Source organism: Streptomyces sp. NPDC044984, assembly GCF_040646935.1.
GTDB lineage: Bacteria > Actinomycetota > Actinomycetes > Streptomycetales > Streptomycetaceae > Streptomyces.
In genome coordinates, this window is record NZ_JBEZBE010000001.1 from 184,479 (window position 1) to 203,990 (window position 19,512).

At 68.0% G+C, this 19,512-nt stretch carries 16 protein-coding genes and 3 tRNA genes; 17 read left to right on the forward strand and 2 right to left on the reverse strand.

The window, feature by feature from the left end; all coding sequences use genetic code 11:
- The first annotated feature begins 78 nt into the window (after positions 1–78).
- The 7 genes from AB0A94_RS00910 (at position 79) to AB0A94_RS00940 (ending at position 3,386) form a co-directional block, all read left to right on the forward strand.
- Positions 79–151 (forward strand) — tRNA-Thr (locus AB0A94_RS00910).
- Between the two features lie 46 nt (positions 152–197).
- Positions 198–270, forward strand: a tRNA-Met gene (locus AB0A94_RS00915).
- A gap of 88 nt (positions 271–358) precedes the next feature.
- Entirely contained in the window at positions 359–523 is a 165-nt protein-coding gene (rpmG, locus tag AB0A94_RS00920) for a 50S ribosomal protein L33 (RefSeq protein WP_003948671.1), read from the forward strand.
- A 129-nt stretch (positions 524–652) separates the two neighbouring features.
- Positions 653–1,105, forward strand: coding sequence for a MaoC family dehydratase N-terminal domain-containing protein (locus tag AB0A94_RS00925; RefSeq protein WP_217128218.1), 453 nt, complete (start codon positions 653–655; stop codon positions 1,103–1,105).
- An 8-nt stretch (positions 1,106–1,113) separates the two neighbouring features.
- Complete coding sequence (locus AB0A94_RS00930; RefSeq protein WP_361737537.1) at positions 1,114–1,542, forward strand: MaoC family dehydratase; 429 nt, start codon at positions 1,114–1,116, stop codon at positions 1,540–1,542.
- 52 nt (positions 1,543–1,594) lie between these two features.
- Entirely contained in the window at positions 1,595–2,650 is a 1,056-nt protein-coding gene (locus AB0A94_RS00935) for a UDP-N-acetylmuramate dehydrogenase (RefSeq protein WP_361736829.1), read from the forward strand.
- A gap of 64 nt (positions 2,651–2,714) precedes the next feature.
- A complete protein-coding gene (locus AB0A94_RS00940; RefSeq protein WP_361736832.1) occupies positions 2,715–3,386 on the forward strand; it encodes a hypothetical protein in 672 nt (223 codons plus the stop codon).
- On the opposite strand, the gene AB0A94_RS00945 is transcribed toward AB0A94_RS00940, so the two are convergent.
- Positions 3,367–4,407, reverse strand: coding sequence for an adenosine deaminase (locus tag AB0A94_RS00945; RefSeq protein ID WP_361736835.1), 1,041 nt, complete (start codon positions 4,405–4,407; stop codon positions 3,367–3,369). The genes AB0A94_RS00940 and AB0A94_RS00945 overlap by 20 nt on opposite strands.
- Positions 4,408–4,531: 124 nt before the next feature.
- Entirely contained in the window at positions 4,532–5,758 is a 1,227-nt protein-coding gene (locus tag AB0A94_RS00950) for a pyridoxal phosphate-dependent aminotransferase (RefSeq protein ID WP_361736837.1), read from the reverse strand.
- 273 nt (positions 5,759–6,031) lie between these two features.
- Here AB0A94_RS00950 and AB0A94_RS00955 point away from each other — a divergent pair.
- The 10 genes from AB0A94_RS00955 (at position 6,032) to AB0A94_RS01000 (ending at position 19,361) form a co-directional block, all read left to right on the forward strand.
- Positions 6,032–6,104: transfer RNA gene (locus AB0A94_RS00955), tRNA-Trp, on the forward strand.
- 109 nt (positions 6,105–6,213) lie between these two features.
- Positions 6,214–6,501 (forward strand): preprotein translocase subunit SecE, encoded by a 288-nt coding sequence (gene secE, locus AB0A94_RS00960; protein ID WP_361736840.1) that lies wholly within the window; start codon positions 6,214–6,216, stop codon positions 6,499–6,501.
- Between the two features lie 80 nt (positions 6,502–6,581).
- The gene (gene nusG, locus AB0A94_RS00965) at positions 6,582–7,418 is read left to right on the forward strand and encodes a transcription termination/antitermination protein NusG (RefSeq protein ID WP_361736843.1); all 837 of its coding nucleotides are present in this window, start codon (positions 6,582–6,584) and stop codon (positions 7,416–7,418) included.
- Between the two features lie 168 nt (positions 7,419–7,586).
- The gene (rplK, locus tag AB0A94_RS00970) at positions 7,587–8,021 is read left to right on the forward strand and encodes a 50S ribosomal protein L11 (protein ID WP_073932788.1); all 435 of its coding nucleotides are present in this window, start codon (positions 7,587–7,589) and stop codon (positions 8,019–8,021) included.
- Between the two features lie 83 nt (positions 8,022–8,104).
- Positions 8,105–8,830 (forward strand): 50S ribosomal protein L1, encoded by a 726-nt coding sequence (gene rplA, locus AB0A94_RS00975; RefSeq protein WP_004927356.1) that lies wholly within the window; start codon positions 8,105–8,107, stop codon positions 8,828–8,830.
- A gap of 170 nt (positions 8,831–9,000) precedes the next feature.
- Positions 9,001–9,948 carry a hypothetical protein gene (locus tag AB0A94_RS00980; RefSeq protein ID WP_361736847.1) on the forward strand — a complete coding sequence of 316 codons (948 nt, stop codon included), beginning with the start codon at positions 9,001–9,003 and terminating at the stop codon, positions 9,946–9,948.
- A gap of 312 nt (positions 9,949–10,260) precedes the next feature.
- Positions 10,261–10,791, forward strand: a complete 531-nt coding sequence (rplJ, locus tag AB0A94_RS00985) for a 50S ribosomal protein L10 (protein ID WP_085570272.1) — start codon at positions 10,261–10,263, stop codon at positions 10,789–10,791.
- A gap of 123 nt (positions 10,792–10,914) precedes the next feature.
- A complete protein-coding gene (rplL, locus tag AB0A94_RS00990; RefSeq protein WP_361736851.1) occupies positions 10,915–11,301 on the forward strand; it encodes a 50S ribosomal protein L7/L12 in 387 nt (128 codons plus the stop codon).
- A gap of 580 nt (positions 11,302–11,881) precedes the next feature.
- The gene (gene rpoB, locus AB0A94_RS00995; protein WP_361736854.1) at positions 11,882–15,367 is read left to right on the forward strand and encodes a DNA-directed RNA polymerase subunit beta; all 3,486 of its coding nucleotides are present in this window, start codon (positions 11,882–11,884) and stop codon (positions 15,365–15,367) included.
- A 94-nt stretch (positions 15,368–15,461) separates the two neighbouring features.
- Positions 15,462–19,361 carry a DNA-directed RNA polymerase subunit beta' gene (locus AB0A94_RS01000; protein ID WP_361736857.1) on the forward strand — a complete coding sequence of 1,300 codons (3,900 nt, stop codon included), beginning with the start codon at positions 15,462–15,464 and terminating at the stop codon, positions 19,359–19,361.
- Positions 19,362–19,512: the final 151 nt, after the last annotated feature.

Below are 19,512 nucleotides of genomic sequence, written 5' to 3' on the forward strand. Positions count from 1 at the left end.
GGCGTGGTCCGCCCCGGGAGAGGGGGCCGAAACGGATTTGGGCGAACGGCGGCGGACCGTGTAATGTCTTCATCGCTCGCCCCAATAGCTCAGTCGGCAGAGCGTCTCCATGGTAAGGAGAAGGTCAACGGTTCGATTCCGTTTTGGGGCTCTGGTGTGAGAGGTTCCCGCCGAAAGGCGGGGCCCGATCGCATCAAAGCGGTGTAGCTCAGTCGGTAGAGCAAGCGGCTCATAATCGCTGTGTCACCGGTTCAAGTCCGGTCACCGCTACAGACAGTAGCCGATTGCGGGGTCGGTCCTTCGATCGGCTACTCTTTTTGCGTCAATACAGTCAATCCGTTCGTCAAGGAGCACTCACGTGGCTGCCACCGACGTCCGCCCGAAGATCACGCTGGCCTGCGTGGAGTGCAAGGAGCGGAACTACATCACCAAGAAGAACCGGCGTAACAACCCGGACCGTCTTGAGATGAAGAAGCACTGCCCGCGTTGCAACGCGCACACCGCGCACCGCGAAACGCGATAAATCAGGCTCGTACACGAGGCCGTCCCCCCAGTCAGGGGGGCGGCCTCGTGTCGTTTTCCCGTCGGCCGGACACGGTCAGGGCCGGCCGACCGCAGGCAGACACAGTCAGACACAGGAGGTGCCGCGCGCATGGCGCTCGACCAGTCCTTCGTGGGGCGGACCTACCCGCCCACCGAGCCCTACGAGGTGGGCCGGGAGAAGATCCGCGAGTTCGCCGAGGCGGTGGGGGACGCGAACCCCGCGTACACGGACGCGGAGGCCGCCAAGGCGCTCGGCCACCCCGATGTGATCGCCCCGCCCACCTTCGTGTTCGCGATCACCTTCAAGGCCGCCGGGCAGGTCGTCGCCGACCCGAAGCTCGGCCTCGACTACAGCCGGGTGGTGCACGGCGACCAGAAGTTCGCCTACGTCCGTCCCGTGCGCGCCGGTGACCGGCTCACGGTCACCTCGACCATCGAGTCGGTCAAGTCGATGGCCGGCAACGACATACTGGACATCCGCGGCGAGGTGCACGACCAGGACGGCGAGCACGTCGTCACCGCCTGGACCAAGCTGGTGGCCCGCGCGGCCGAGGAGGCGTGAGCAACACCATGACGGCGAAGATCTCCTACGCCGACGTCGAGGCCGGCACCGAGCTGCCCGCGCAGACGTTCACCGTGACCCGGGACACCCTCGTCCGGTACGCGGGCGCCTCCGGCGACTTCAACCCCATCCACTGGAACGAGAAGTTCGCCAAGGAGGTCGGTCTGCCCGACGTGATCGCGCACGGCATGTTCACCATGGCCGAGGCGATCCGCGTGGTGACCGACTGGGCGGGCGACCCGGGAGCGGTCGTCGAGTACGGCGTCCGCTTCACCCGTCCGGTCGTCGTCCCCAACGACGACCAGGGCGCCACCGTCGAGGTCAGCGGCAAGGTCGCCGCCAAGCTCGACGACCACACGGTCCGCGTGGACCTCACGGCGACCAGCGCCGGACAGAAGGTGCTGGGCATGGCGCGGGCGGTCGTGCGGCTGGGCTGAGCCGGACGCATCGGGGGCGGGGCTGTCGGTGCCGTCTCGTAGTCTTGGGCCCGTGCAGGAACTCCACGACGCCCCCCTCGCCCCGCTGACCACCTTCCGGCTGGGCGGCCCCGCGGCCCGGCTGGTCACCGCGACGACCGACGACGAGGTGATCGCCGCCGTCCGCGAGGCCGACGACAGCGGTACGCCGCTGCTGGTCATCGGCGGCGGCTCCAACCTGGTCATCGGCGACAAGGGCTTCGACGGCACCGCCCTCGTCGTCGCGACCAAGGGCTTCGCCCTGGACGGCACGCGACTGGAGCTGGCCGCCGGGGAGGTGTGGACCGACGCCGTCGCCCGCACCGTGGAGGTGGGTCTCGCCGGCATCGAGTGCCTGGCCGGCATCCCCGGCTCGGCGGGCGCCACCCCGATCCAGAACGTCGGCGCGTACGGCCAGGAGGTCTCCTCCACCCTCACCGAGGTCGTCGCCTACGACCGCCGCGCCCGCGAGACCGTCACGCTCGGCAACGAGGAGTGCGCCTTCTCCTACCGCCACAGCCGCTTCAAGGCCGACCCCGAGCGGTACGTCGTCCTGCGGGTGCGCTTCGCGCTGGAGGACGCGGGCGGCCTCTCCGGGCCCGTCAAGTACGCCGAGACGGCCCGCGTCCTCGGTGTCGTGCCGGGCGACCGGGTGCCGCTGGCCACGGCCCGCGAGACGGTGCTGAAGCTCCGCGCGGGCAAGGGCATGGTCCTGGACCCCGAGGACCACGACACCTGGTCGGCCGGCTCCTTCTTCACCAACCCGATCCTCGACGGCGAGGCGTTCGCGGCCTTCCACGCGCGCGTACGGGAGCGGCTCGGCGACGGCGTCGAGCCCCCCGCGTACCCCGCGGGCGACGGCCGCACCAAGACCTCCGCGGCCTGGCTGATCGACAAGGCCGGCTTCACCAAGGGCTACGGCCGGGGCCCGGCCCGCATCTCCACCAAGCACACGCTCGCCCTCACCAACCGGGGGGACGCGACGACCGAGGACCTGCTGGCGCTCGCCCGTGAGGTCGTCGCGGGCGTGCACGAGGCCTTCGGCGTCACCCTGGTCAACGAACCCGTCATGGTGGGCGTGAGCCTGTAGCGGCCGAATCCCCGTTGCCGTCCGGCGTGCCCGCCCGCGATCCTGGGCGGGTGAGGCCGACCCCATGCACCTGAGACTGCGCGAGTTCCGTCCCCGGACCGGCCCGCGCGAGCACCGCGTCGTCCAGCCCCGGCACACCCTGCGCCACACCTCGCTGCGCGCCCCGGAACCGATCGGCCTGCTCCTCGGCGACCACGACGGACTGAACCGGCTCGCCGGCCTGTTCTCCTTCGCCGCCTACTCACGCCACACGATCGTCCACGTGCCGCTGCGGGACGGCGTCCCGCCGGGCGAGGGCCGCGGGGAACGCGTCGACCTCGTCCTGGCCCACCACTCCTACGGACTGCGCCCCGGCAAGTGGCCGGAGCTGCGCCGCTCCCTCGGCCCGGGCACCCCCCTGACCGTCCGCACCAACGAGGCGCGCACCGACCGGGACGCCGCCGCCTGGCGCCGGCGCGCACGGCGCCCGGACTGCCGGGACGAGCTGCGGCACGCCACCCACGCCCGCACGTTCTTCCTCTTCGGCAGCCGGGACGTCTTCGCCGAGGCGGCCATGTCCTTCGCGTACGCGGCAGGCTGGGGACCGCGCCAGAAGGGCGTTGTGAAGGGGCAGTCGGCCTTCATGACGGGCATCCCGGGCCTCACGCAGCAGCCCGGCGGCGGACACCCCTACGAGGTCCTGGTCTGCTTCAAGCCCTATCCGCCCTACGCCCACTTCAAGAGACCGGGGCGCTGATCCAGTCGTCCACGCCCGACAGCAGCCTCGCCTTCACGTCCTCCGGGGCCGCCGAGCCCCGCACCGACTGCCGGGCCACCTCCGCGAGCTCCGCGTCCGTGAAGCCGTGGTGGAGCCGCGCGATCTCGTACTGTGCCGCCAGCCGGGAGCCGAACAGCAGCGGATCGTCCGCGCCCAGCGCCAGCGGTACGCCGGCCTCGAACAGGGTCCGCAGCGGTACGTCCCCGGGCTTGTCGTAGACGCCCAGCGCCACGTTCGACGCCGGGCACACCTCGCACGTCACCTGGCGGTCCGCGAGCCGCCGCAGCAGCCGCGGGTCGTCCGCCGCCCGCACCCCGTGTCCGATGCGGTCCGCCTCCAGGTCGTCCAGGCAGTCCCGAACCGACGCCGGCCCCGCCAGTTCGCCGCCGTGCGGCGCCGACAGCAGCCCGCCCTCGCGCGCGATCGCGAACGCGCGGTCGAAGTCGCGGGCCATTCCGCGCCGCTCGTCGTTGGAGAGGCCGAATCCCACGATCCCCCGGTCCGCGTACCGCACCGCCAGCCGGGCCAGCGTGCGCGCGTCCAGGGGATGCTTCATCCGGTTGGCCGCCACCAGCACCCGCATCCCGATCCCGGTGTCCCGCGTCGCCGCGTCCACCGCGTCCAGGATGATCTCCAGCGCCGGGATCAGCCCGCCCAGCCGGGGCGCGTACGACGTCGGGTCCACCTGGATCTCCAGCCAGCCCGAGCCGTCGCGCAGGTCCTCCTCCGCCGCCTCCCGCACAAGGCGCCGGATGTCGTCCGGTTCCCTGATACACGAGCGCGCCGCGTCGTACAGCCGCTGGAAGCGGAACCAACCGCGCTCGTCCGTGGCCCGCAGTCTCGGCGGCTCCCCGCTGGTCAGCGCGTCGGTCAGCGCTTCGGGCAGGCGCACGCCGTACTTGTCGGCGAGCTCCAGCAGGGTGGCGGGCCGCATGGACCCGGTGAAGTGCAGGTGCAGGTGGGCTTTCGGCAGAGCGGAGACATCACGTACACGTTCCATTGCAGGATCCTGCCGCACGCCCCCGCCGTCCCGGTAGCGCTTTCCCCTTTCGTGGTCTTGCTCGCACGAACGAACAGGGGCGCCCGGGAGGAGACCCGGGCGCCCCTGGGGCGGAAGGACGACGTCAGTCGCGCGCCTCCGCCAGCAGCTTCTGGATCCGGCTCACGCCCTCGACGAGGTCCTCGTCGCCCAGCGCGTACGACAGCCGCAGATAGCCCGGCGTGCCGAACGCCTCACCCGGCACCACCGCGACCTCGGCTTCATCCAGGATGAGCGCCGCCAGCTCGACCGAGTCCTGCGGCCGCTTGCCCCGGATCTCCTTGCCGATCAGCGCCTTCACCGAGGGATAGGCGTAGAACGCGCCCTCGGGCTCCGGGCAGACCACGCCGTCGATCTCGTTGAGCATCCGGACGATGGTCTTCCGACGCCGGTCGAAGGCCTCGCGCATCGTCGCGACGGCGTCCAGGTCGCCGGAGACGGCGGCGAGTGCGGCCACCTGGGCGACGTTGGAGACGTTCGACGTGGCGTGCGACTGCAGGTTGGTCGCGGCCTTCACCACGTCCTTCGGGCCGATGATCCAGCCGACCCGCCAGCCCGTCATCGCGTACGTCTTCGCCACGCCGTTGACCACGATGCACTTGTCGCGCAGCTCGGGCAGGAGCGCGGGCAGCGACACCGACGCGGCGTCGCCGTAGACCAGGTGCTCGTAGATCTCGTCCGTCAGCACCCACAGGCCGTGCTCGACGGCCCAGCGGCCGATCGCCTCGGTCTCGGCCTCGCTGTAGACCGCGCCGGTCGGGTTCGACGGGGAGACGAAGAGGACGACCTTCGTCTTCTCGGTGCGGGCCGCCTCCAGCTGCTCCACGCTCACGCGGTAACCGGTGGTCTCGTCGGCGACCACCTCGACCGGGACACCGCCGGCCAGCCGGATCGACTCCGGGTACGTGGTCCAGTACGGCGCCGGGACGATGACCTCGTCGCCCGGGTCGAGGATCGCGGCGAAGGCCTCGTAGATGGCCTGCTTGCCGCCGTTGGTGACGAGGATCTGGGAGGGGTCCACCTCGTAGCCGGAGTCGCGCAGCGTCTTGGCGGCGATCGCGGACTTCAGCTCCGGAAGACCGCCGGCCGGCGTGTACCGGTGGTACTTCGGGTTCTTGCAGGCCTCGATCGCGGCCTCGACGATGTAGTCCGGCGTCGGGAAGTCGGGCTCACCGGCGCCGAAGCCGATCACCGGTCGCCCGGCGGCCTTGAGGGCCTTGGCCTTGGCGTCCACGGCGAGGGTGGCGGACTCGGAGATCGCGCCGACTCGGGCGGAGACCCGGCGCTCGGTGGGAGGGGTTGCAGCGCTCATGGAGCCCATCGTTCCAGACCGGAAACCCACGCGGCACGGGGGTTTCACGTACTGAACAACACCGGGCAAACCCCTGAACACCAGTCCGGATCGGCGCCGCCGGAACGCCCCGCCCTGGACGATCTTCCGCCGGGGCGGCGCCTCCCGGGCACTTTCTGTTCGACGCCCGGCCCAGGAACACGTACACTCTCACCTCGTTGGCCTTCAGCGGCCCGCGCTCCGTCGGTGCACACCAAGCATCCGGCTGAATGCGGTACGTTGGGGGACACACAAAGGGTCGTAGCTCAATTGGTAGAGCACTGGTCTCCAAAACCAGCGGTTGGGGGTTCAAGTCCCTCCGGCCCTGCTACACACACCTTCGCCAGGATGTGTGCGCATGTACGTACAGCAATGCACCGCCGTGCGGGCTCTGACCGGGCGCGGCACGGCCACGACCCGGAATCAGGTGAGGACGAGTGACGGACGCCGTGGGCTCCATCGACATGCCTGATGCCCAGGATGAGGCGCCGGACTCCCAGAAGAAGACCCGCAAGGGCGGCAAGCGGGCCAAGAAGGGTCCGCTGAAGCGCCTCGCGCTCTTCTACCGCCAGATCATCTCGGAGCTTCGCAAGGTCGTCTGGCCGTCCCGTAACCAGCTGACGTCGTACACGACCGCCGTGATCGTCTTCGTCGTCCTGATGATCGGTCTGGTCACCCTGATCGACTATGGCCTCAGTAACGCCGCCAAGTACGTCTTCGGCTGAGCCGAGAGCGAAGAGCGCCGAGGTATCCGGCGCTCCTTTTCGCATGTTCCACCCCTTGTATCCAGGAAGAAGCAGCCACCGTGTCTGATCCGAACGTGAACGACGCCGTCGAGCCTTACGGCGAAGGCGCCGAGTCCGCCGAGGACGCGCTCGCCGCCGTCGAGGGCGCGGACGTCGAGGACACCGAGGCCTTCGCCGAGGCCGAGGCTGCCGACACCACCGCGGACGAGAGCGCCGAGGCGGACGAGACCACCGAGGCCGAGGAAGCGGCCGAGGAGGCCGAAGAGCCCGAGGACGACCGCGACCCGGTCGAGAAGCTCCGCGAGGAACTGCGGACGCTGCCCGGCGAGTGGTACGTCATCCACACGTACGCGGGCTACGAGAACCGGGTGAAGACCAACCTGGAGCAGCGCGCCGTCTCGCTGAACGTCGAGGAGTACATCTTCCAGGCCGAGGTGCCGCAGGAAGAGGTCGTCCAGATCAAGAACGGCGACCGCAAGACGATCAAGCAGAACAAGCTCCCGGGCTACGTCCTGGTCCGCATGGACCTGACGAACGAGTCCTGGGGCGTCGTGCGCAACACCCCCGGTGTCACCGGCTTCGTGGGCAACGCCTACGACCCGTACCCGCTGACGCTGGACGAGATCGTCAAGATGCTCGCCCCAGAGGCCGAGGAGAAGGCCGCCCGCGAGGCCGCCGAGGCCGAGGGCAAGCCGGCCCCGCAGCGCAAGGTCGAGGTCCAGGTGCTGGACTTCGAGGTCGGCGACTCGGTCACCGTCACCGACGGCCCGTTCGCCACGCTGCAGGCGACCATCAACGAGATCAACCCCGACTCCAAGAAGGTCAAGGGCCTGGTGGAGATCTTCGGCCGCGAGACGCCGGTCGAGCTCTCCTTCGACCAGATCCAGAAGAACTAGCCCTTCTGGCACACAGCGTCCGAGCAGGTCAGGCAGGCGTGCGAGCGTCCGTCTGACCTGCTCGGTTTTCAGCCGCGCATCTATACCCGTTATCGTTGTGCGGTATGCCTGCGTCCGGGTTGTCCCCATGGCGCGGGCAGGACCCGAATCGAAAGGACCCGGAGAGCCATGCCTCCCAAGAAGAAGAAGGTCACGGGGCTCATCAAGCTCCAGATCCAGGCCGGTGCCGCGAACCCGGCCCCGCCGGTCGGCCCCGCGCTGGGTCAGCACGGCGTGAACATCATGGAGTTCTGCAAGGCCTACAACGCCGCGACCGAGTCGCAGCGCGGCTGGGTCATCCCGGTGGAGATCACGGTCTACGAGGACCGTTCCTTCACCTTCGTCACCAAGACCCCGCCGGCCGCCAAGATGATCCTCAAGGCCGCGGGTGTGGAGAAGGGCTCCGGCGAGCCGCACAAGACCAAGGTCGCGAAGATCACCGCCGACCAGGTCCGTGAGATCGCCACGACGAAGATGCCCGACCTCAACGCCAACGACCTGGACGCCGCGTCGAAGATCATCGCCGGCACCGCCCGTTCCATGGGCATCACGGTCGAGGGCTGACCTCCACCCCCGCAAGCCAAGCAGTAGTGGAAGGGCCGGCTCGGCCCGGACCACGACTCCTCGACAATTCACAGGAGCTTTCAGTGAGCAAGCGCAGCAAGTCTCTCCGCGCTGCGGACGCCAAGATCGACCGGGAGAAGCTGTACGCCCCGCTCGAGGCCGTCCGTCTCGCCAAGGAGACGTCCACGACCAAGTTCGACGGCACCGTCGAGGTCGCCTTCCGTCTGGGTGTCGACCCGCGCAAGGCCGACCAGATGGTCCGTGGCACCGTGAACCTCCCGCACGGCACCGGTAAGACCGCCCGGGTCCTGGTCTTCGCGACCGGTGACCGTGCCGAGGCCGCGCGTGCCGCGGGCGCCGACATCGTCGGCGCCGACGAGCTGATCGACGAGGTGTCGAAGGGCCGTCTGGACTTCGACGCCGTCGTCGCCACCCCGGACCTCATGGGCAAGGTCGGCCGCCTCGGCCGCGTGCTCGGTCCCCGTGGTCTGATGCCGAACCCGAAGACCGGCACCGTGACCCCGGACGTCACCAAGGCCGTCAACGACATCAAGGGCGGCAAGATCGAGTTCCGCGTCGACAAGCACTCGAACCTGCACTTCATCATCGGCAAGACGTCGTTCGACGACACCAAGCTGGTGGAGAACTACGCCGCGGCGCTGGAGGAGATCCTCCGTCTGAAGCCGTCCGCCGCCAAGGGTCGCTACATCAAGAAGGCCGCCATCACCACCACGATGGGCCCCGGCATTCCGCTCGACTCCAACCGCACCCGCAACCTCCTCGTCGAGGAGGACCCGGCCGCCGTCTGAGCCGGGCGGGCCGGGTGACCGGCCCGTGCACACAGCGAGAAAACCCGTCCCCGCGTCCCGTCCGAGACGCGGGGACGGGTTGTTTTTTCGTACGACAGTGTCAGTGGCGTGGGTTACCTTTCTTCTGACTTCACAGGCGTAGCACAGCGAAACAACCAGGGGTGGGATTCATGGGCGTGGCCGTATGGAAGCGCGCGGGTGTCTGTCTGACGGCCGTGGCCGTCGTCGTGGGCGTCGCGGGATGTCAGGACGGTGACGGGGGCGGGAAGAAGGCCGCCGACTCGGCGGGGTCCGAGGTCCAGACGCAGAACGAGATGACCGAGGTGCTCCAGGCCGCCTTCAAGAACACCTCGGAGGCCAAGTCCTCCAAGGTCCGGATGACCATGACGATGCCGGCCGCGGTGGACGGCGGCGGCACCATGGAGTTCTCCGGCGTGCAGGGCTGGGACCCGGCCGTCATGGACGTCACCATGAAGGGCTCCGCGCTCACGGCCGGCGACCCGGACGCTCCCGAGCGGGTCCGCATGATCATGCTCGACAACGTCATGTACATGGACGTGGGTGCGAAGCAGGCCGCCGAGATGGACGGCAAGCGCTGGATGAAGATGGACTTCGCCGCCATCGCCGAGGCGTCCGGCGACGCCGAGATCCAGAAGCAGATGACCAGCGGCCTGGAGAACATGAACCAGGACCCCGCGAAGCAGCTCGCCCTGCTGCTGGAGTCGCCGAGCCTGAAGCACGTCGGACCGGAGAAGGTCGACGGCGTCCAGACGCAGCGCTACAAGGGCACGCTGAGCTTCGAGGAGATGGTCGACGCCAACGCGTCCTTCGACATGCTTTCCGAGGAGGAGCGCGAGGAGCTGCTCGCCAACGTCGAGAAGACGGGGCTGAAGGGCTACGACACCGAGGTCTGGGTCAACGAGGACAACTACCCGGTCAAGATGGTCGTCGGCATGAAGATGCCCCAGGGCACGATGAACATGACGGCGAACTACTCCGACTACGGCGCCAAGGCCGAGGTCGAGGCCCCGTCGGCGAAGGACACGTTCGACCTCATGGAGATGCTGAAGGAGCTGGAGGGCCTCGGGGCGGACTCCGAGGCCGGCCTCGGCGCCTGAAGGCCCTGACGCTCCCGATGCCCCCGATCGGCCGATTTGCTTGACGCCGATCCGTTCGCGTACTCTTCCACGGAAGCCAAAGACCGCTGGTCGTTGCCGTGCGCTCGTCAGAGTTCACGGTGGCCGAAGGATCCGCTGAACTGCGGACGACCCGCGCAGGTGTCAGTGGAAGAGTTCCCGGAGCTCGCTGCCGCAAGGACGCGAGTGACCGGTTGAGCTACGCCCCGTGCGCCTGCGCCGGGGCGTTTCGTTTTCCCCAGTCCTCCTTCGGGTCCGCGCGGTCCGAATCACCCGGAAGGAGGCCGAGGCTCTATGGCGAGGCCCGACAAGGCTGCCGCGGTTGCCGAGTTGACGGACCAGTTCCGCAACTCCAGCGCTGCCGTGCTGACCGAGTACCGCGGTCTCACCGTGGCCCAGCTCAAGCAGCTGCGCCGTTCGCTCGGTGAGAACGCCCAGTACGCCGTGGTGAAGAACACGCTGACCAAGATTGCGGCCAACGAGGCCGGGATCTCGACGCTGGACGACCTGTTCAACGGTCCGACGGCAGTCGCCTTCGTCACCGGTGACCCGGTGGAGTCGGCGAAGGGTCTTCGTGACTTCGCCAAGGACAACCCGAATCTCGTCATCAAGGGCGGTGTCCTTGACGGCAAGGCGCTGTCCGCCGACGAGATCAAGAAGCTTGCGGACCTCGAGTCCCGCGAGGTTCTGCTCGCCAAGCTGGCGGGCGCTTTCAAGGGCAAGCAGACGCAGACTGCTCAGCTCTTCCAGGCGCTCCCCTCGAAGCTCGTCCGCACCGTGGACGCGCTCCGTGCCAAGCAGGACGAGCAGGGCGGTGCCGAGTAATTCGGCTCGCTTTCCGATCCTCGCCGCACGCACCACGTGAGGTGAGGGTCGACGCGGGCCCGACGTACGCCCGCCTCACCCCGTACATCCGGCACCTGCCGATTTAGTGGAAGGACCGCCATCATGGCGAAGCTCAGCCAGGAAGACCTGCTCGCGCAGTTCGAGGAGATGACCCTCATCGAGCTCTCCGAGTTCGTGAAGGCCTTCGAGGAGAAGTTCGACGTCACCGCCGCCGCGGCCGTCGCCGTCGCCGCGGGCCCGGCCCAGGGTGGCCCGGCTGCCCCGGCCGAGGAGGAGAAGGACGAGTTCGACGTCATCCTCACCGGTGCCGGCGACAAGAAGATCCAGGTCATCAAGGTCGTGCGTGAGCTGACCTCCCTGGGTCTGAAGGAGGCCAAGGACCTCGTGGACGGCGCCCCGAAGCCCGTCCTCGAGAAGGTCGCCAAGGACGCCGCCGAGAAGGCCGCCGAGTCCCTCAAGGGCGCCGGCGCCTCCGTCGAGGTCAAGTAAGACCTTCCGGGTCCCACAGGGCCCGCTGCGCGTCCCACGGGACGTGTAACGCTCAAGCGCTGAGGAGCGATCATCCATCCGGGTGGTCGCTCCTCGGCGTATGAGGGGTCCGGCGGCGGCTGCCTTGCACCTGTGACGGCGGGGAGTAAGGTGATCTTCGTTGTGCCTCCGGGGACCGCGAAGATTCGCCTGGTGGCAGGCGGTTCCGGCAAGGGGGGCCTTGACGAACCGCACGCAGCGCGCAATTCTCAGGACGCGTCGCCACAAGGATCCGGATCCGAGGCATGGATCGGCGGCAAAGAGGGCAGTATGAACGTGCGTTGAGGGCAGCGCCTTGTCGCAGGAGTTGAGAAGAACGAGGGTCTCCACCGGGTTCGTAAACCGGCATTGGACATCAGTGTGCCAAATGGCTACACTGACCCTTTGCGCTGCCTGTTAGCTGTCCCCTGCCCGTCACCAGGGGCATGCCCTCGCTCGAGCACCGACGACTAGATCATCTCTGACCTGGGATGTCTGTCTCTCTGCCCGGTGGGGGGCCGGTACGCGCGTAGTGAGTCCGAGCCCTCGGAAGGACCCCCTCTTGGCCGCCTCGCGCAACGCCTCGACCGCGAATACGAACAACGGTGCCAGCACCGCCCCGCTGCGCATCTCCTTTGCAAAGATCAAGGAGCCTCTCGAGGTTCCGAACCTGCTCGCGCTGCAGACCGAGAGCTTCGACTGGCTGCTCGGCAACACGGCCTGGCAGAGTCGGGTCGAGGAGGCTCTGGAGAACGGGCAGGACGTCCCCACCAAGTCCGGTCTGGAGGAGATCTTCGAGGAGATCTCCCCGATCGAGGACTTCTCCGGGTCGATGTCGCTGACCTTCCGCGACCACCGCTTCGAGCCGCCGAAGAACTCCATCGACGAGTGCAAGGAGCGCGACTTCACGTACGCGGCCCCGCTCTTCGTCACCGCCGAGTTCACCAACAACGAGACCGGCGAGATCAAGTCCCAGACCGTCTTCATGGGCGACTTCCCGCTCATGACGAACAAGGGCACCTTCGTCATCAACGGCACCGAGCGTGTCGTGGTGTCGCAGCTGGTCCGTTCGCCGGGTGTCTACTTCGACTCCTCCATCGACAAGACGTCCGACAAGGACATCTTCTCCGCCAAGATCATCCCGTCCCGGGGTGCCTGGTTGGAGATGGAGATCGACAAGCGCGACATGGTCGGCGTCCGCATCGACCGCAAGCGCAAGCAGTCCGTCACCGTCCTCCTGAAGGCGCTCGGCTGGACCACCGAGCAGATCCTCGAGGAGTTCGGCGAGTACGAGTCCATGCGCGCCACCCTGGAGAAGGACCACACCCAGGGCCAGGACGACGCGCTGCTCGACATCTACCGCAAGCTGCGTCCGGGCGAGCCCCCCACGCGTGAGGCCGCGCAGACGCTGCTCGAGAACCTGTACTTCAACCCCAAGCGCTACGACCTCGCCAAGGTCGGCCGCTACAAGGTGAACAAGAAGCTCGGCGGGGACGAGCCGCTGGACGCCGGCGTGCTCACCACCGACGACATCATCGCCACCATCAAATACCTGGTGAAGCTGCACGCCGGTGAGACCGAGACGGTCGGCGAGTCCGGTCGCTCGATCATGGTCGAGACCGACGACATCGACCACTTCGGCAACCGCCGCATCCGCAACGTCGGCGAGCTGATCCAGAACCAGGTCCGTACGGGGCTCGCCCGTATGGAGCGCGTCGTGCGCGAGCGCATGACCACCCAGGACGTCGAGGCGATCACGCCGCAGACCCTGATCAACATCCGGCCGGTCGTCGCCTCCATCAAGGAGTTCTTCGGCACCAGCCAGCTGTCGCAGTTCATGGACCAGAACAACCCGCTGTCGGGGCTGACGCACAAGCGTCGTCTGAACGCCCTCGGCCCGGGTGGTCTCTCCCGTGAGCGGGCCGGCTTCGAGGTCCGTGACGTGCACCCGTCGCACTACGGCCGCATGTGCCCGATCGAGACGCCCGAAGGCCCGAACATCGGTCTGATCGGTTCGCTCGCCTCGTACGGCCGGATCAACCCGTTCGGCTTCATCGAGACGCCGTACCGCAAGGTCGTCGAGGGCCAGGTCACCGACGAGGTCGACTACCTGACCGCCGACGAGGAGGACCGCTTCGTCATCGCGCAGGCCAACGCGCCGCTCAACGACGACATGCGGTTCGTCGAGAACCGGATCCTGGTCCGCCGTCGTGGCGGCGAGGTCGACTACGTCCCCGGTGACGACGTCGACTACATGGACGTCTCGCCGCGCCAGATGGTGTCGGTCGCGACCGCCATGATCCCGTTCCTCGAGCACGACGACGCCAACCGCGCCCTCATGGGCGCGAACATGATGCGCCAGGCCGTGCCGCTCATCAAGAGCGAGTCCCCGCTCGTCGGCACCGGCATGGAGTACCGCTCCGCCGTCGACGCCGGCGACGTGGTCAAGGCCGAGAAGGACGGTGTGGTCCAGGAGGTCTCCGCGGACTACATCACCACCGCCAACGACGACGGCACGTACATCACGTACCGCCTGGCGAAGTTCTCGCGCTCCAACCAGGGCACCTCGGTCAACCAGAAGGTCATCGTCAACGAGGGCGACCGGATCATCACCGGCCAGGTCCTCGCCGACGGCCCGGCCACCCAGAACGGCGAGATGGCGCTCGGCAAGAACCTGCTGGTCGCGTTCATGCCGTGGGAGGGTCACAACTACGAGGACGCGATCATCCTGTCGCAGCGCCTCGTGCAGGACGACGTCCTCTCCTCGATCCACATCGAGGAGCACGAGGTCGACGCCCGTGACACCAAGCTCGGCCCCGAGGAGATCACCCGGGACATCCCGAACGTCTCCGAGGAGGTCCTCGCCGACCTCGACGAGCGCGGCATCATCCGCATCGGTGCCGAGGTCATCGCCGGCGACATCCTCGTCGGCAAGGTCACGCCCAAGGGCGAGACCGAGCTGACCCCCGAGGAGCGCCTGCTCCGCGCGATCTTCGGTGAGAAGGCCCGTGAGGTCCGTGACACCTCGCTGAAGGTGCCGCACGGCGAGACCGGCAAGGTCATCGGCGTGCGCGTCTTCGACCGCGAGGAGGGCGACGAGCTTCCCCCCGGTGTCAACCAGCTGGTGCGCGTCTACGTCGCGCAGAAGCGCAAGATCACCGACGGTGACAAGCTCGCCGGCCGGCACGGCAACAAGGGTGTCATCTCCAAGATCAACCCGATCGAGGACATGCCGTTCCTCGAGGACGGCACCCCGGTCGACATCATCCTCAACCCGCTGGGTGTCCCGTCCCGAATGAACCCGGGACAGGTCCTGGAGATCCACCTCGGCTGGCTCGCCAGCCGCGGCTGGGACGTCTCCGGCCTCGCGGAGGAGTGGGCCGAGCGGCTCCAGGCCATCGGCGCCGACAAGGTCGAGCCCGGCACCAACGTCGCCACCCCGGTCTTCGACGGTGCGCGTGAGGACGAGCTCGCGGGTCTGCTCCAGCACACCATCCCGAACCGCGACGGCGAGCGCATGGTGCTCCCGTCCGGCAAGGCACGGCTGTACGACGGCCGCTCGGGCGAGCCGTTCCCGGAGCCGATCTCGGTCGGCTACATGTACATCCTGAAGCTGCACCACCTGGTCGACGACAAGCTGCACGCGCGTTCGACCGGTCCGTACTCCATGATCACCCAGCAGCCGCTGGGTGGTAAGGCTCAGTTCGGTGGCCAGCGGTTCGGCGAGATGGAGGTGTGGGCACTCGAGGCGTACGGCGCCGCCTACGCGCTCCAGGAGCTGCTGACCATCAAGTCCGACGACGTGACCGGCCGCGTGAAGGTCTACGAGGCCATCGTCAAGGGCGAGAACATCCCCGAGCCCGGCATCCCCGAGTCCTTCAAGGTGCTCATCAAGGAGATGCAGTCCCTGTGCCTGAACGTGGAGGTGCTGTCCAGCGACGGTATGTCCATCGAGATGCGTGACACCGACGAGGACGTCTTCCGCGCTGCGGAGGAGCTCGGCATCGACCTGTCCCGGCGCGAGCCGAGCAGCGTCGAAGAGGTCTGACGGGAGTTGGGCGGCCTTCCCCGTGAAGGCCGCCCGCCCCAGGACCCCCGTTCCAGACCCCAAGACTTACAACCCTGAGAGGGATTGACGCATAGTGCTCGACGTCAACTTCTTCGACGAGCTCCGGATCGGCCTGGCCACCGCTGACGACATCCGTCAGTGGAGCCACGGCGAGGTCAAGAAGCCCGAGACCATCAACTACCGCACCCTCAAGCCCGAGAAGGACGGACTCTTCTGCGAGAAGATCTTCGGTCCGACCCGGGACTGGGAGTGCTACTGCGGCAAGTACAAGCGCGTCCGCTTCAAGGGCATCATCTGTGAGCGCTGTGGCGTCGAGGTCACGCGCGCCAAGGTGCGCCGCGAGCGGATGGGCCACATCGAGCTGGCCGCGCCCGTCACGCACATCTGGTACTTCAAGGGCGTTCCGTCGCGCCTCGGCTACCTGCTCGACCTCGCCCCGAAGGACCTGGAGAAGGTCATCTACTTCGCGGCGTACATGATCACGTACGTCGACGAGGAGCGCCGCACCCGCGACCTGCCCTCGCTGGAGGCCCACGTCTCCGTCGAGCGCCAGCAGATCGAGAACCGCCGCGACGCCGACCTCGAGGCCCGCGCCAAGAAGCTCGAGACCGACCTGGCCGAGCTGGAGGCCGAGGGCGCCAAGGCCGACGTGCGCCGCAAGGTGCGCGAGGGTGCCGAGCGCGAGATGAAGCAGCTGCGCGACCGCGCGCAGCGCGAGATCGACCGTCTCGACGAGGTGTGGACCCGGTTCAAGAACCTCAAGGTCCAGGACCTCGAGGGCGACGAGCTGCTCTACCGCGAGCTGCGCGACCGCTTCGGCACGTACTTCGACGGCTCGATGGGTGCCGCGGCGCTGCAGAAGCGCCTGGAGTCCTTCGACCTCGAGGAGGAGGCCGAGCGTCTCCGCGAGATCATCCGCACCGGCAAGGGCCAGAAGAAGACCCGTGCGCTCAAGCGGCTGAAGGTCGTCTCCGCGTTCCTGCAGACGTCCAACAGCCCCAAGGGCATGGTGCTCGACTGCGTGCCGGTCATCCCGCCGGACCTGCGTCCGATGGTGCAGCTGGACGGTGGCCGCTTCGCGACCTCCGACCTGAACGACCTGTACCGCCGTGTCATCAACCGCAACAACCGCCTGAAGCGGCTTCTCGACCTCGGCGCGCCCGAGATCATCGTGAACAACGAGAAGCGCATGCTCCAGGAGGCCGTCGACGCGCTCTTCGACAACGGCCGCCGCGGCCGCCCGGTGACGGGCCCCGGCAACCGTCCGCTGAAGTCGCTGTCCGACATGCTCAAGGGCAAGCAGGGCCGCTTCCGTCAGAACCTGCTCGGCAAGCGAGTCGACTACTCGGCGCGTTCCGTGATCGTCGTCGGCCCGCAGCTGAAGCTGCACCAGTGCGGTCTGCCGAAGGCCATGGCGCTGGAGCTCTTCAAGCCGTTCGTGATGAAGCGCCTGGTCGACCTGAACCACGCGCAGAACATCAAGTCGGCCAAGCGCATGGTCGAGCGCGGCCGCACCGTGGTGTACGACGTCCTCGAAGAGGTCATCGCCGAGCACCCGGTGCTGCTGAACCGTGCGCCCACGCTGCACCGCCTCGGCATCCAGGCCTTCGAGCCGCAGCTGGTCGAGGGCAAGGCCATCCAGATCCACCCGCTCGTCTGCACCGCGTTCAACGCGGACTTCGACGGTGACCAGATGGCCGTGCACCTGCCGCTGTCCGCGGAGGCGCAGGCCGAGGCCCGCATCCTGATGCTGTCCTCGAACAACATCCTCAAGCCGGCCGACGGCCGCCCGGTGACGATGCCGACCCAGGACATGGTCCTCGGTCTGTTCTTCCTCACCACCGACGGCGAGATGCGCGACCTCAAGGGCGAGGGCCGTTCCTTCGCCTCGGTCGCGGAGGCGATCATGGCCTTCGACGCGGGCGAGCTGTCGCTCCAGTCGAGGATCGACGTCCGCTTCCCGGTCGGCACCATCCCGCCGCGCGGCTGGACCCCGCCGGCGCGCGAGGAGGGCGAGCCCGAGTGGCAGCAGGGTGACAGCTTCCGGCTGAACACCACCCTGGGCCGCGCGCTCTTCAACGAGCTGCTGCCCGAGGACTACCCGTTCGTCGACTACGAGGTCGGCAAGAAGCAGCTCTCCGAGATCGTCAACGACCTCGCCGAGCGCTACCCGAAGGTCATCGTGGCGGCGACGCTCGACAACCTGAAGGCGTCCGGCTTCTTCTGGGCCACCCGTTCCGGCGTCACCGTCGCCATCTCCGACGTCGTCGTCCCCGAGGCGAAGAAGGAGATCGTCCGCGGCTACGAGGCGCAGGACGAGAAGGTCCAGAAGCAGTACGAGCGCGGTCTGATCACCAAGGACGAGCGCACGCAGGAGCTCATCAACATCTGGACCAAGGCGACCAACGAGGTCGCCGAGGCGATGAACGACAACTTCCCGAAGACCAACCCGATCTTCATGATGGTGAACTCGGGCGCACGAGGCAACATGATGCAGATGCGTCAGATCGCCGGTATGCGTGGTCTGGTGTCGAACGCGAAGAACGAGACGATCCCGCGTCCGATCAAGGCGTCGTTCCGTGAGGGTCTGTCCGTGCTGGAGTACTTCATCTCCACGCACGGTGCCCGTAAGGGTCTGGCGGACACCGCCCTGCGTACCGCCGACTCGGGTTACCTCACCCGTCGTCTGGTCGACGTCTCCCAGGACGTCATCATCCGCGAGGAGGACTGCGGCACCGACCGCGGTCTGCGCCTCAAGATCGCGAGCCGGGACGAGACGGGCGTGCTCCGCAAGGAGGGCGACGTCGAGACCTCCGTGTACGCGCGCTGCCTCGCCGAGGACATCGTGGTCGACGGACAGGTGCTGGCCCCGGCCGGCACCGACCTGGGCGACGTCCTCATCGAGGAGCTCGTCTCCCGCGGCGTCGAGGAGGTCAAGACCCGCTCGGTCCTGACCTGCGAGTCCGCCGTCGGCACCTGCGCGATGTGCTACGGCCGTTCGCTGGCCACCGGCAAGCTGGTCGACATCGGTGAGGCGGTCGGCATCATCGCCGCCCAGTCCATCGGTGAGCCCGGTACCCAGCTGACGATGCGTACCTTCCACACCGGTGGTGTGGCCGGTGACGACATCACCCAGGGTCTGCCCCGTGTCGTCGAGCTCTTCGAGGCCCGTACCCCGAAGGGTGTCGCCCCGATCTCCGAGGCCTCCGGCCGCGTGCGGATCGAGGAGACCGAGAAGACCAAGAAGATCGTCGTCACCCCGGACGACGGCAGCGACGAGACGGCGTTCCCGATCTCGAAGCGTGCCAAGGTCCTGGTCGGCGAGGGCGACCACGTCGAGGTGGGCCAGCAGCTCACCGTGGGTGCCACCAACCCGCACGACGTGCTGCGCATCCTGGGTCAGCGTGCCGTCCAGGTCCACCTGGTCGGCGAGGTCCAGAAGGTCTACAACTCGCAGGGCGTGTCGATCCACGACAAGCACATCGAGATCATCATCCGGCAGATGCTGCGCCGTGTGACGATCATCGAGTCCGGCGACGCCGAGCTGCTGCCCGGCGAGCTGGTCGAGCGCTCCAAGTTCGAGACCGAGAACCGTCGTGTGGTCCAGGAGGGCGGTCACCCGGCCTCCGGTCGTCCGCAGCTGATGGGTATCACCAAGGCCTCGCTGGCGACGGAGTCCTGGCTGTCGGCCGCCTCCTTCCAGGAGACGACCCGAGTGCTGACGGACGCGGCGATCAACGCCAAGTCCGACAGCCTCATCGGCCTCAAGGAGAACGTCATCATCGGTAAGCTCATCCCGGCCGGTACGGGTCTGTCCCGCTACCGCAACATCCGGGTCGAGCCGACCGAGGAGGCCAAGGCCGCGATGTACTCGGCCGTCGGCTACGACGACATCGACTACTCGCCGTTCGGCACGGGCTCCGGCCAGGCCGTTCCGCTGGAGGACTACGACTACGGTCCGTACAACCAGTAAGGCGTACGTCTGAAGCACTGAGGGGCGGTCACTCCGTACGGGGTGACCGCCCCTCGGCGTCGTATACCGGCCGTGTGTCGCCGAACCCGTGCCGGAACGGCCGCCCGGGCGCATCATGGAGGGACCCGGTAGGACGGGGGAGGTGGTGCCC

Coding starts and splice junctions, on each gene's coding strand:
- AB0A94_RS00945 (WP_361736835.1), bottom strand. CDS start 4,407: ATGGAACGTGTACGTGATGTCTCCGCTCTGCCGAAAGCCCACCTGCAC.
- rplL (WP_361736851.1), top strand. CDS start 10,915: ATGGCGAAGCTCAGCCAGGAAGACCTGCTCGCGCAGTTCGAGGAGATG.
- AB0A94_RS00980 (WP_361736847.1), top strand. CDS start 9,001: ATGGGCGTGGCCGTATGGAAGCGCGCGGGTGTCTGTCTGACGGCCGTG.
- AB0A94_RS00940 (WP_361736832.1), top strand. CDS start 2,715: ATGCACCTGAGACTGCGCGAGTTCCGTCCCCGGACCGGCCCGCGCGAG.
- AB0A94_RS00925 (WP_217128218.1), top strand. CDS start 653: ATGGCGCTCGACCAGTCCTTCGTGGGGCGGACCTACCCGCCCACCGAG.
- AB0A94_RS00950 (WP_361736837.1), bottom strand. CDS start 5,758: ATGAGCGCTGCAACCCCTCCCACCGAGCGCCGGGTCTCCGCCCGAGTC.
- rplK (WP_073932788.1), top strand. CDS start 7,587: ATGCCTCCCAAGAAGAAGAAGGTCACGGGGCTCATCAAGCTCCAGATC.
- AB0A94_RS00930 (WP_361737537.1), top strand. CDS start 1,114: ATGACGGCGAAGATCTCCTACGCCGACGTCGAGGCCGGCACCGAGCTG.
- rplJ (WP_085570272.1), top strand. CDS start 10,261: ATGGCGAGGCCCGACAAGGCTGCCGCGGTTGCCGAGTTGACGGACCAG.